At 69.6% G+C, this 12,850-nt stretch carries 7 protein-coding genes; 3 read left to right on the top strand and 4 right to left on the bottom strand.

The genetic code is table 11. From position 1 onward, the window contains the following. The first annotated feature begins 396 nt into the window (after window positions 1-396). The gene (locus tag LQ51_RS16085; protein ID WP_369799865.1) at window positions 397-2,673 is read left to right on the top strand and encodes a beta-L-arabinofuranosidase domain-containing protein; all 2,277 of its coding nucleotides are present in this window, start codon (window positions 397-399) and stop codon (window positions 2,671-2,673) included. An 87-nt stretch (window positions 2,674-2,760) separates the two neighbouring features. Here the strand turns inward: LQ51_RS16085 and LQ51_RS16080 are convergent, their stop codons facing one another. Then, on the bottom strand, window positions 2,761-4,752 hold the full coding sequence (locus LQ51_RS16080) for an acyl-CoA dehydrogenase family protein (RefSeq protein WP_046566667.1): 1,992 nt from the start codon (window positions 4,750-4,752) through the stop codon (window positions 2,761-2,763). Window positions 4,753-5,309: 557 nt separating this feature from the next. Here LQ51_RS16080 and LQ51_RS16075 point away from each other — a divergent pair. Both LQ51_RS16075 and LQ51_RS16070 read left to right on the top strand, forming a co-directional pair. Beyond that, complete coding sequence (locus tag LQ51_RS16075; protein ID WP_046566587.1) at window positions 5,310-7,292, top strand: alpha-L-fucosidase; 1,983 nt, start codon at window positions 5,310-5,312, stop codon at window positions 7,290-7,292. A gap of 160 nt (window positions 7,293-7,452) precedes the next feature. Continuing rightward, window positions 7,453-9,888 (top strand): RICIN domain-containing protein, encoded by a 2,436-nt coding sequence (locus LQ51_RS16070; RefSeq protein WP_197087773.1) that lies wholly within the window; start codon window positions 7,453-7,455, stop codon window positions 9,886-9,888. Between the two features lie 58 nt (window positions 9,889-9,946). Here LQ51_RS16070 and LQ51_RS16065 read toward each other — a convergent pair whose 3' ends face one another. From LQ51_RS16065 to LQ51_RS16055, 3 genes are read right to left on the bottom strand one after another with little or no spacing between them, the layout of a single operon-like run. Continuing rightward, window positions 9,947-10,999 (bottom strand): aldo/keto reductase, encoded by a 1,053-nt coding sequence (locus LQ51_RS16065; protein WP_231605762.1) that lies wholly within the window; start codon window positions 10,997-10,999, stop codon window positions 9,947-9,949. A gap of 22 nt (window positions 11,000-11,021) precedes the next feature. Continuing rightward, window positions 11,022-11,783 carry an SDR family oxidoreductase gene (locus LQ51_RS16060; RefSeq protein ID WP_046566583.1) on the bottom strand — a complete coding sequence of 254 codons (762 nt, stop codon included), beginning with the start codon at window positions 11,781-11,783 and terminating at the stop codon, window positions 11,022-11,024. After that, window positions 11,780-12,808, bottom strand: a complete 1,029-nt coding sequence (locus LQ51_RS16055) for a (R,R)-butanediol dehydrogenase (protein ID WP_046566582.1) — start codon at window positions 12,806-12,808, stop codon at window positions 11,780-11,782. Before LQ51_RS16055 ends, LQ51_RS16060 begins: the two co-directional genes overlap by 4 nt. Window positions 12,809-12,850 lie beyond the last annotated feature (42 nt).

Below are 12,850 nucleotides of genomic sequence, written 5' to 3'. Positions count from 1 at the left end.
GTGGACGTCGCTGCTTCGTCCCAGGTGCCGCCTGCTCACAGGAAGCGGCGCCGGCTCGGTGGTCCTCGGTGGAGAGTCGGCGGGTTTGTTGTTGGCCGGCATTCACGGCGCGGAAAGTGTTACAACGAGCTTGATCCGGTGGTCGCGCGACCTCGCTATTGTCGTCTGCCGATACGCATAACCCGGCAACCACCCCTGAGCTGGCAAATCACCCTCTTGGACCGCTGTTCGGCCGCCGGCTCTTGAATGTCAAGAAACAATCTGGCAACCTTTGCGGCGACGCAATGTGAGCGCTAACAATCCCCGTCGCGCCCGGTGTCGCTCGTCCTCCAGGAGGTTCCCGTGTCTTCGATACCCGTGAGTCGCCGTCGGCTGTTGCAGGCGGCCGGCGCCGGCATGGTGGCCGGCGTCGCCGCGACAGCCGGTGTCGTGGATGTCCGTAGCGCGGAGGCGGCGGAGTCGCCGGTCCGGGCCGACATCGGCGTGTCGGCGTACGCGTTCGACCTGGGGCAGGTGCGGTTGACGGCCAGCCGGTGGCTGGACAACCAGAACCGGACGCTGTCGTACCTGCGGTTCGTCGACGTGGACCGGCTGCTGTACAACTTCCGGGCCAACCACCGGCTGTCGACGAACGGCGCTGCCGCCAACGGTGGCTGGGACGCCCCGAACTTCCCCTTCCGCACCCACATGCAGGGCCACTTCCTGACCGCCTGGGCGCAGGCCTACGCCGTGCTCGGTGACACGGTGTGCCGTGACAAGGCGAACTACATGGTCGCCGAACTGGCGAAGTGCCAGGCCAACAACGCTGCCGCCGGGTTCAATGCCGGCTACCTGTCCGGTTTCCCGGAGTCCGACCTCAACGCGCTGGAGGCCGGCACGCCGGTCGCCGTGTCGTACTACTGCATCCACAAGACGCTGGCCGGGCTGTTGGACGTCTGGCGGTACATCGGCAACACGCAGGCCCGGGACGTGCTGCTGCGCTTCGCCGGTTGGGTCGACTGGCGTACCGGCCGGCTCAGCTACAGCCAGATGCAGACGGTCCTGAACACCGAGTTCGGCGGTATGAACGCCGTGCTGACCGACGTTTACCAGCAGACCGGCGAGGCTCGCTGGCTGGCGGCCGCCCAGCGGTTCGACCACGCGGCGGCGTTCAACCCGCTCGCGTCCAACCAGGACCAGCTCAACGGCCAGCACGCCAACACGAACATTCCCAAGTGGGTGGGCGCGGCCCGTGAGTACAAGGCCACCGGTACGACCCGCTACCGCGACATCGCCGCCAACGCGTGGAACTTCACCGTCAACGCCCACACGTACGCCATCGGCGGCAACAGCCAGGCCGAGCACTTCCACGCACCCAACGCGATCGCCGGCTACCTCGCCAACGACACGTGCGAGCACTGCAACTCCTACAACATGCTCAAGCTGACCCGAGAGTTGTGGCTGCTCAACCCCGACAACGCCGGATACTTCGATTTCTACGAACGGGCGCTGCTCAACCACATCATCGGCGCGCAGAACCCCGCCGACCCCCACGGGCACATCACCTACTTCACGCCGCTACGACCCGGCGGCCGGCGCGGTGTGGGCCCCGCGTGGGGCGGCGGCACCTGGAGTACGGACTACAACAGCTTCTGGTGCTGTCAGGGCACGGGCATCGAGATCAACACGAAGCTGATGGACTCGATCTACTTCTACAACGGCACCACGCTGACGGTGAACCTGTTCATGCCCTCGGTGCTGAACTGGAGCCAACGCGGGATCACGGTCACCCAGACCACCTCGTATCCGGTGAGCGACACCAGCACCCTGCAGATCACCGGTGCCGTGAGTGGCTCGTGGTCGATCCGCATCCGCATCCCTTCCTGGGCCAACGGCGCCACGATCAGCGTCAACGGCGTCGTCCAGAGCGTCACCGCAACGCCCGGCGGCTACGCCACCATCACCCGGTCGTGGGCATCCGGCGACACGGTGACGGTCCGCCTGCCCATGCAGGTGGCGCTCAAGGCCGCCAATGACAATCCGAACGTCGTCGCGGTCACCTACGGTCCGGTGGTCCTGTCCGGCAACTACGGCAACAACACGCTCTCGTCACTCCCGTCGCTGACCACGTCATCGGTGACCCGTACCTCCAGCAGCGCGCTCGCCTTCACCGCCACGGCGAACGGCTCGTCGGTCAACCTCGGCCCGTTCTATGACGCGCAAGGGTTCAACTACACCGTCTACTGGGCCGTCGGCGGCCAGGGGCCCGGCGGGGGCACCTACCGCCTCGTCAACGTCGCCAGCGGCCTCGTGCTGGGCGTGCAGAACATGTCCACCGCCGACGGCGGCCTGGCGCTGCAGTGGGTCGACAACGGCACCGCCGACCACAACTGGGAAATGATCACCGATGGCGGCGCGGTCCGGTTCCGCAACGTCAACAGCGGCAAGGTGCTCGGCGTGCAGAACATGTCCACCGTCGACAACGCCGCCATCCTGCAGTGGGCCGACAACGGCACCGCCGACCACCGGTGGACACTGCTCGACCAGGGCGACGGGACCTACAAGATCCGCAACGTCAACAGCGGCAAGCTGCTCGGCATCCAGAACAACTCCACCGCCAACGGGGCCTTCGCCGTCCAGGACTCGGACAACGGGACCACCGACAACCGGTGGCGGCTCGTCCGCAACAGCTGAACACCGCCGCCCTGGCGTACCGCCGTGCTGGCACGGCGGTACGCCAGGGCGACCGTCGCGGCGTCGGCTGATCGGGTCGCGTACCCGCTACGCGGGCACGGCCTGTGGATCACCGGCGCCGTCGTGCACGGCCATGGTCTCCTGCCGGCGCGGCTCCTCCCGCAGGATGGCGCAGTGCAACCACGAATCCGGGATCGCGAAACCGTCCACCAGCGTGCGCATGTGCGTGCGCAGCTCCTTGAGCAGGCCGTTGACCACGCCGGTGATCGCCTTGGCGCGGGCGGGGGTCAGCCGGCCGTGCTCCAGGAACCATCCCTTGTTGGCCTCGATGACGCTGAGCGCGTACAGGTCACAGACCCGGGAGAGCAGCGCCCGGACCGCCGGGTCCCCGGCGTCCTCGATGCCGGCGACGAACGCCTCCAGGGTGACCCGGTCGACGTGCGCGGCGGCGACGGCGAGGACGTGGTCCTGGACGTCGTTGAAGATGTCGAAGGGACGGTCCTTCTTCGTGGCCGCGCCGTTGCGGAGACGACGGACCGCGCCGTCGAGGAGGTGCCGCTCGCGGTCCTCGAAGACCTTGAGCTGCCAGCCGCGGTCGGTGACGGCGACCTCCTCGTCGCGGCCGGGCACCGCGCCGATCAGCCGCTCGATGAGCGACCGCGCGGCGGTGCGCTCGAGCACCATCTCGCGGACCTGTTCGGCGACGAAGGAGGCACGCCCCCAGCCGTCCAACGAGCCGAACTCGTCCCGGTAGCCGGTGAGCAGCCCCTTGGCCACCAGTTGCAGCAGCACCGTGTTGTCGCCCTCGAAGGTGGTGAAGACGTCGGTGTCGGCCTTCAAGCTCGGTAGCCGGTTCTCGGCCAGGTAGCCCGCGCCGCCGCACGCCTCGCGGCACATCTGGATGGTGCGGGTCGCGTGCCAGGTCTGTGCGGCCTTGAGACCGGCGGCGCGGGACTCCAACTCCCGTTGCCGGTGCTCGTCCACCGGCGCGTCGCCGCCCTGCACCGCGTTGAGCGCGGTGACCAGTTCGGCCTGCGCGAAGTGCAGGGCGTACGTGGTGGCCAGGGCGGGCAGCAGCTTGCGCTGGTGGGCCAGGTAATCGTTGAGCAGCACCTCCCGGTCGGCGCCGGGCGTGCCGAACTGGCGGCGGATGTCGCCGTAGCGCACCGCGATGGTCAGCGCCGACTTGGTGGCCGCCGAGGCGGCGCCGCCCACGCTGACCCGGCCGCGGACCAGCGTGCCGAGCATGGTGAAGAACCGTCGGGAGTCGTTCTCGATCGGGCTGGTGTACGTGCCGTCCACCGCCACCTGGCCGTACCGGTCCAGCAGCATGTCCCGCGGCACCCGGACGTGGTCGAAGCTGAGCCGCCCGTTGTCGACGCCGAGCAGGCCGGCCTTGGGCCCGGCGTCGCCGATGGTCACGCCCGGCATCGGGTTGCCCGCCGCGTCGCGGATCGGCACCAGCCACGCGTGTACGCCGTGCCGGCGCCCGTTGGTGATCAGCTGCGCGAAGACCACCGCCATCCGCCCGTCCCGGGCCGCGTTGCCGATGTAGTCCTTGCGTGCCGCCTCGTGCGGGGTGTGCAGGTCGAAGGTCTGCGTCTGCGGATCGTAGGTGCAGGTGGTGCGCAGTTGCTGGACGTCGGAGCCGTGGCCGGTCTCGGTCATGGCGAAGCAGCCGAAGATCGTGCCCGAGATGATGTCCCGGAGGTAGGCGTCGTGGTGTCGACGGGTGCCGAGCGCGCCGACCGCGCCGCCGAACAGACCCCACTGGACGCCCGCCTTGACCATCAGCGACAGGTCGACCTGCGCGAGCATCTCGATGGCGACGATCGAGCCGCCGAGGTCGGACCTGCCGCCGTACTCGGTCGGGAAGCCCGATGCGATACCCAGTTCGACGGGAAGCTCGGTGAGCAGCCGGGTGATCCGCTGACGGGCCTGGTCGCCGGTTTCGCCGTACACGGGGAGGAAGCGCTCGTCGAGGTGCTTCCGGTGCGCGTTGCGAACCTCGGCCCACGGTCCGTCGAGTACGTCCCGCAGGCGTGCGAGGTCGATGCGGCCGGACTCGTGATCAGGCATGGTCACCTCTTCGGATTGAGGACATATGCGCACACTTCGCGCCTGATCATCAAGGGTACCGGCCCGGCCTGCCGAGCACCCGCCGGTGCTCGGCCCGGCGCCCCGGTGCGGGTGCCGCACGGGGCGTAGGCCGCGCGGTGTCGCGAGCGATCTGCGTCGGGAGGGGAGCCCAAGGTGCCGGCGCCGAATGACGGCTACGGGCGTCCGTCGACGTCCCCCGGGACGCCTCCGGACCTCGGTGCCCAGCGTCCTGGCCGTCCCGTGGGGCGGAGAATTGAAGTCGGGAAAATGGAGGTTCGAAAACTGTTATGAACGGCTTGCCCGGCGGGTCAGAACCGATCCGCACGAAAGGTTCTCCGATGCGGGCGAACGAATAGGGAACGACCCTCTTGAATGGTCGCGAGCGTTCTGGCAGTCTTCTCAGGCAGCGGACGTCCCACCCCACCACCCCACCAGGCGATCGGCGCCGCCGGCGGCACGTTGTTAGCGCTAACAACGTCGAGACGTGGCCTGACCAGCCGTTCCACTGAGCGAACTCCATCGCGAGAGGACCTGTCATGCGCTCATCCGTCCCAGGGATCAGCCGCCGACGGCTGCTCACGGCAGCCGGAATCACCGGAGCGGTCGCGGCCAGCGGCGTGCTGCGGGCCGCCGTGGCCGAGGCCACCGTCGGCCCGAGCAGCTACACCGCCACCTGGTCATCCGTCAACCAGCACCCGCCGGCCGCGGAATGGTTCCAGGATGCCAAGTTCGGCATCTACTACCACTGGGGCGCCTTCAGCGTTCCCGCGTTCGGCAACGAGTGGTACCCGCGGAACATGTACAACAACGGCTCGGCCGAGAACAACCACCACAAGAGCGTGTACGGCGATCCGTCGGCGTGGCCGTACCACAACTTCATCAACGGCGCCCGGGACCGGGCGGGCAACTGGGTGCAGTTCGCCCCGAAGCTCCGGTCGGCCGGCGGCAACTTCGACCCCGACGAGTGGGCGCAGCTGTTCGCCGACGCGGGCGCCAGGTTCGCCGGTCCGGTGGCCGAACACCACGACGGATTCTCCATGTGGAACAGCAGCGTCAACGAGTACAACTCGGTGGCCCGGGGGCCCCGGCTCGACCTGCTGCGCCTGCACGCCGACGCCATCCGGGCCAAGGGCCTCCGGCTGGTCGTCGCGATGCACCACGCGTACAACTTCACCGGCTTCTACCAGTGGGCGCCGCAGCAGTCCGACGCCGGCCTGCGCAAGCTCTACGGCCAGCTCGGCACCCCGGCGGAGTACCAGCTGTGGTACGACAAGCTCCGCGAGATCATCGACGGCTACCAGCCCGACATGATCTGGCAGGACTTCAACCTCAGCGCTATCCCCGAGTCGTACCGGCTGGACTTCCTGGCCTACTACTACAACCGCGCGGTCGCCTGGAACAAGGACGTCGTCGCCACCTACAAGGACGGGTTCAACACCAGCGGCGAGGTGGTCGACTACGAACGGGGCGGCCCGGCCGGCCTGCAGACGCCGTACTGGCTCACCGACGACAGCATCTCGAGCTCCAGTTGGTGCTACACGGTGGGCATCGGCTACTACTCGCTCAACCAGATGCTGCACTCGCTCATCGACCGGGTGAGCAAGAACGGCAACATGCTGCTCAACATCGCGCCGATGGCCGACGGCACGATTCCCGGCGGTCAGCGCAGCATCCTGCTCGGCATCGGTGACTACCTGAAGCGCTTCGGCGAATCCATCTACGCCACCCGCGCCTGGTCGGCCTTCGGCGAAGGGCCGACGCAGATGGGCGGCGGCTCGTTCAGCACGCCGCGCGCCGGCACCGCGCAGGACATCCGGTTCACCCGCAGCAAGGACAACCGCGTGCTGTACGCGACCGTGCTGGGCTGGCCGGGCGCGACGCTGAACATCACCACCCTGAACGCGAACCGGATCAACCTGAGCTCGCTGACCTCGGTGCAGCTGCTCGGCTCGACCGCCGGCACCTACCTCGACCTGCCCAACCGTACCCAGGACGGCAGCGGCCTGCGGGTCACCCTGCCCTCCGGCGCCCCGTTCAGCGCCCCCGCGTACGTGCTGAAGCTGACCTTCGCCGGGACCATCCCGACCCTGGGCGCCGGCAGCATCACGGGCTACGTGCGGATCGCGAACGTGACCACCGGCCTGGTGCTCGACAGCGGTGGCAACGTGGCGTCCGGCTCGGTGCTCAAGCAGTGGAACTGGGACGGCAGCACGAACCTGCAGTGGCAACTGGTCGACGTGGGCGGCGGCTACTACCGCATCGTCAACCGGACCAACGGGATGGTGGTCGACAGCTGGGGCAACACCGCCAACGGCGCCAACGCCCGGCAGGCGGCGTGGAACGGCGGCAACAACCAGCAGTGGCGGCTCGCCGACCTGGGCAACGGCCGCTACCAGCTCGTCAACCGGGGCACGAACACGGCCCTGGACGGCATGGGCAACGGCACGTCCGGCTCGACCGTGTGCATGTGGGCGCCCAACAACAGCACCAACAACCAGTGGACGATCACGGCGGTCTGACCCGTCGCCGGCACCTACCCCTCGAAGGCCGGTCGTGGGCGGCCAGTCGGGCTGCTGTCCCGACGTGCCGAACGCCTCGACGGCCGACAACACCCAGCGCAGTTGTGGGACTGCACCGGCCAGACCAACCAGCAGTGAACCCTGAGGTAAGGACGGACACATGAGTTCTCATCGTGGCGGCGCCCTGCGCCGTCTCGTCAACGCCCAACTGACCCGCGGCCGAACGGTCGCCTTGGCGCTGGCCATGGTGGTCGTCGCCGCCACCACCGGGACGTTCCTGGCGGCGTCGCCGGCCGCCGCCGCCACGGCGATCACCATCAACGGCTCGTCGGGGGGCCGGGTGTTCGACGGTGTCGGCGCGATCAGCGGCGGCGGCGGCAACAGCCGCCTGCTCATCGACTATCCGGAACCGCAGCGCACCCAGCTCCTGGACTACCTGTTCAAGCCCGGCTACGGCGCGACGGTGCAGCTGCTCAAGCTGGAGATCGGCGGGGACACCAACACCACGTCCGGCGCCGAGCCGAGCCACGAACACACGCGGGGCGTGGTGAACTGCGACCGTGGCTACCAGTGGTGGCTCGCCGAACAGGCCCGGGTCCGCAACCCCGGCGTCAAGCTGGTGGGTCTGACCTGGGGTGCACCCGGCTGGATCGGCAGCGACTTCTGGACCACCGATTCGATCAACTACCTGCTGCACTGGCTCGGCTGCGCCACCTCCCACGGGCTGACCGTCGACTACCTCGGCGGGTGGAACGAGAAGGGCTTCAACGCCACCTGGTACAAGAACCTGCGGGCCGCGCTCGACGCCGGCGGGTACTCGGCCGTGAAGATCGTCGCCTCGGACGACTTCGGCTGGGGCGCCGCCGACGAGGCCCTCCGCGATCCGGCCTTCGGCCGGGCCGTGGCGGTCTACGGCTCGCACTACGTGTGCGGGTACCGCAGCGCCCAGACCAGCTGCCCGAGCTCCAGCAACGCCGTGAACAGCGGCAAGCCGCTGTGGGCCAGCGAGAACGGGTCCGACGACTACAACGCCGGCGCGAACGCGCTCGCCCGGGGCATCAACCGCGGCTACATCGACGGGAAGATGACCGCGTACATCAACTGGCCGATCATCGCGGCCATCACGCCGAACATCCCGTGGCCCACCATGGGCGTCGCGGTCGCCCCGCAGCCGTGGTCGGGCTACTACTCGATCGGTAAGAACGCCTGGGTGATGGCGCAGACCACGCAGTTCGCCACCCCGGGCTGGCGCTATCTCGACTCCTCCAGCGGCTACCTGGGCGGCAACCGCAACAACGGCAGCTACGTGTCCCTGCGCTCGCCCACCGGAAGCGACTACAGCACCATCATCGAGACGATGGACGCCACCAGCGCGCAGACCCTCAACCTCACCGTCACCGGGGGACTGTCCCAGGGCACCGTGCATGTCTGGTCCACCAACGTACGGTCCAACAACCCGGCGGACCACTTCGTGCGCGGCGCCGACCTCACGCCGTCCGGCGGCACCATGTCGCTGACCGTCCAGCCCGGCTACGTCTACAGCATCACCACCACGACCGGGCAGGGGAAGGGCACCGCGACCAGCCCGGCGCAGGGGACGCTGCCGCTGCCCTACAGCGACACCTTCGACAGCTACCCGGTCGCCAGTGAGGCCAGGTACCTGATGGACGCCCAGGGCTCGTTCGAGATCGTGGCGTGTGGCGGCGGCCGGTCCGGACGGTGCGTACGACAGATGTCGGAGCAGGCGCCGATCAAATGGACCTCGCAGCTGGCCGAGCCGTACACGCTGCTGGGTGACCTGAGCTGGACCAACTACACCGTCTCGTCCGACGTGATGCTGGAGAAGACCGGCTACGCCCAGCTCATCGGCCGGGCCGCCGCGTACCAGTTCCAGTCGCCGGCCAACCTCAACGGTTACTACCTGCGGGCCAACAGCAGCGGGTCGTGGTCGATCCTGAGCAACAACACCAGCGGACAGGTGCGCACGTTGGCCAGCGGCACCGTCGCGGCGCTGGGCACCGGGCGCTGGCACACCCTGGCGCTGACCTTCAGCGGCGCGACCATCACGGCCAGCATCGACGGCGCCACCGTCGGCACCGTCACCGACTACACGTCGGGGGCCGGGCAGGTCGGCTACGCCACCGGGCAGGGCGTCACCGCCCAGTTCGACAACCTGACCGTCACGCCGGGCAGCGGCGGCACCGGCGGGTCCAGCGGCGTGCTGCGGGGGGTCGGCTCCGGCCGGTGCCTGGACGTGCCGAACGCCACCCAGACCGACGGCACCCTGCTGAACATCTGGGACTGCAACGGTGGCAGCAACCAGCAGTGGACGGCCACGGCCAGCAACCAGCTGATCGTGTACGGCAACAAGTGCCTGGACGTGCCGGGACACGCGACGTCCGCCGGCACCAGGGTGCAGATCTGGACCTGCAACGGCGGAACCAACCAGCAGTGGCGGCTCAACGCCGACGGCACCGTCGTCGGGGTGGAGTCGGGGCTGTGCCTGGACGTGAGTAACGCCGCGACCAGCAACGGCAGCCCCGTCGCGATCTGGACCTGCAACGGCGGCACCAACCAGCGTTGGACCCGCAGCTGAGCCGACGCCAGCCGGGTGCCTGACCCGCGGGAAGCGGGTCAGGCACCAGCGTCGGCGCTCAGGGGAGCGGGCCGGTTGGCGGTGGGGTCAGCGGCAGCCAGCTGACCAGGCCGGCTTCGTGCAGGGCGGGCCAGAGCGCGGCGGGTATCGCGGCAGCTGCCCGCTGGACGGTCTCGTGCACCTGGCGGGCGCTGCCCAACCCGATCGTCGTCGACACGACGGCTGGGTGTGAGCCGGCGTACGCGAGCGCCGCCGCGGGAAGCGTCGTGCCGTGGTCCTCGCAGATCCGGGCGATCCGGTTGGCTCGGTCGAGAAGGTCCGCAGGGGCCGGCTGGTAGTTGTAGCTGGCGTTGGCCGGCGGGCGTTCCCGGGCCAACAGGCCGGAGTTGTAGACGCCGGCGATGACGACCGCGACGTCGTGTCGCCGGGCGGCGGGCAGCAGGTCGGTCAGGGCGCCCTGTTCGAGCAGGGTGAACCTGCCGGCGCACATCACCACGTCGATGTCCGTCTGCTCGACGAAGCGGGTCAGCATCCGGGACTGGTTCATGCCCGCGCCGATCGCCCCGATGACCTTCTGCTCGCGCAGTTCGATGAGGGCGGGTATCGCTTCGGTGATGGCCTGCTCGGCGTGGTCGTCGGGATCGTGGAGGTAGACGATGTCGATCCGGTCCAGGCCGGTGCGGGTGAGGCTCTCCTCCAGGCTGCGACGTACGCCGTCGCGGCTGAAGTCCCACACCCGGCGGCGATCGGCCGGGACGTCGAAGCCTTCCGTGTCACGGAGGTGCGCGGTGTGCGGGGACGGGATCAGCAGCCGTCCGACCTTGGTCGACACGACATACTCGTCCCGGGGCCGGCGGCGCAGGGCGGCACCGAGCCGGCGTTCCGACAGACCGAGCCCGTAGTGCGGTGCGGTGTCGAAGTAGCGCATACCCGCGTCCCAGGCGGCGTCGATCGCGGCGGCGATGTCTTCCTCGCTTCTGGCGCTGTACAGGTTGCCGGCCTGCGCGGCGCCGAAGCTCAGCGTGCTCACCGCTACCGCGGGCCGGCGGGGCAGCGCCACCTGCCTGATCACCGGCGCCCCGCCGGGGGTGTGGTGCTGATCCTGGATCACCGACATCACCTCCGGTTTTCGGTCAGCGTCCGAGCCAGCCACCGTCGACCGGGATGGCGGCGCCGTGCACGTAGTCGGATGCGGCGCTGGCCAGGAAGACGGCGGTGCCGGCCAGGTCGTCGGGGCGTCCCCAGCGGCCGGCCGGGATGCGGGCAACGATCGCGGCGTTGCGGTCCTGGTCCGCGCGCAGCGCCTCGGTGTTGTCGGTGGCGATGTAGCCGGGGACGATCGCGTTGACGTTGACGCCGTGGCCCGCCCATTCGTTCGCGAGCGCCCGGGTGAGGCCGATCAGCCCGGACTTGGCCGCGGTGTAGCCGGGCACGTTGATGCCGCCCTGGAAGCTGAGCAGCGAGGCGGTGAAAATGATCTTCCCCCGGCCACGGGCCAGCATGCTGTTTCCGACCTGGCGGGTCAGGACGAACTGGGCGGACAGGTTCACCGCCAGGACTTCGTCCCACATGGCGTCGTCGTGCTGGGCGGCCGGGGCGCGTCTGATGGTGCCGGCGTTGTTGACCAGGATGTCGACCGGCCGGTCGCCGTGCTGGAGCCGGCCGGCCAGGTCGGTGACGGCGGCGCGATCGGTGAAGTCCACCCGGTGTCCGGTGAAGGCCCGGCCGTGGCCGCGGACCCGCTTCTCGACCTCGCTGCCGGTGGCTTCGAGGTGGGCGCTGACGGCGACGATGTCGGCGCCGGCGGCAGCGAGGGCGTCGGCGATGGCCAGGCCGATGCCGCGCCGGGCACCGGTGACGACGGCCAGCCGGCCGGACAGGTCAAACGGATTCATGCGGTGACCTCCCGGCAGTCGATCAGGACCTTCATGACGCTGCCGCCGCCGTCGAGGGCGGCAAAGGCGGCGGCGGCGTTGGCGAGCGGCTCGACGTGGGTGATGAGCGTCCGGGCCGGGATGGTGCCGTCGGTGAGCAGGTCGATCGCCGTCTCGTAGTCGGCGCGCTCGTACACCCGGGCGCCGAGCAGGGACAGCTCGCGCCAGAAGAACCGGAACACGTCCAGCTCGCGTGGCTGGTTGTGGATGCCCACCACGACCAGCCGGCCGCGGGTGGCCAGCAGGTCCACGGCGGTGGTGAGGCCGGCGGCGGAGCCGGAGACCTCGAAGGCGACGGCCGGTCCGGCGCCGGCGGTCCAGGCATCCACCTCGGCGGCCACGTCGTCGAGCGCGGGGTCGAGGGCGCGGATGCCGAGCTTCTCGGCGACAGCTCGACGGTGCGGATCCACTTCCAGGACGACAACCTCGGCACCGGCCGCGTCCGCCACCCGGGCGATCAGGATGCCGACCGGGCCGCCGCCGACCACCAGCGCCTGCTCGCCGCGACGCAGGTCGGCGCGGCGTACGTCGTGTACCGCGACCGCGGTGGGTTCGACCAACGCCGCGTGGAGCAGGGAAAGATCCTCGGGCAGGGGGATGACCAGCTCGGCCGGCACGGTCCACTGCTGCTGCATGGCGCCCGGGGAGTCGATGCCGACGAACTCGAGCCGGTGACAGATGTGCTGATGTCCGGCGAGGCAGGCGGGGCAGGAGCCGCACCACCGCAGGGGCATGACGGTGACCGGCATCCCGACCCGGAGGCCGTCGACCCCCGGGCCGAGGGCGGCGACGCGGCCGGACATCTCGTGCCCGATCGGCTGGGGGAGCTGTACCCGGTGGTCCATCGCGCCGTGCAGGATGTGCAGGTCGGTACCGCAGATGCCGGTGTACGCGACGTCGATCTGCACCTGACCGGTGCCGGGAGGGATGGCGGGCCGGTCCTCGACCACGATCGTCGAGTTGCCCGCGTACAGAGCTGAACGCATGGGAGTCCTTCCCTGTTGTCCGGTGGTCGCGGCCGCCGCGGT

Origin of the sequence: Micromonospora sp. HK10 (genome assembly GCF_000982955.1) — a bacterium.
Classification (GTDB): domain Bacteria; phylum Actinomycetota; class Actinomycetes; order Mycobacteriales; family Micromonosporaceae; genus Micromonospora.
Note: the sequence above shows the minus strand (reverse complement) of the source record. Positions and strands in the feature narration are given on the sequence as shown.

Coding starts and splice junctions, on each gene's coding strand:
- LQ51_RS16085 (WP_369799865.1), top strand. CDS start 397: ATGGTGGCCGGCGTCGCCGCGACAGCCGGTGTCGTGGATGTCCGTAGC.
- LQ51_RS16080 (WP_046566667.1), bottom strand. CDS start 4,752: ATGCCTGATCACGAGTCCGGCCGCATCGACCTCGCACGCCTGCGGGAC.
- LQ51_RS16075 (WP_046566587.1), top strand. CDS start 5,310: ATGCGCTCATCCGTCCCAGGGATCAGCCGCCGACGGCTGCTCACGGCA.
- LQ51_RS16070 (WP_197087773.1), top strand. CDS start 7,453: ATGAGTTCTCATCGTGGCGGCGCCCTGCGCCGTCTCGTCAACGCCCAA.
- LQ51_RS16060 (WP_046566583.1), bottom strand. CDS start 11,783: ATGAATCCGTTTGACCTGTCCGGCCGGCTGGCCGTCGTCACCGGTGCC.
- LQ51_RS16055 (WP_046566582.1), bottom strand. CDS start 12,808: ATGCGTTCAGCTCTGTACGCGGGCAACTCGACGATCGTGGTCGAGGAC.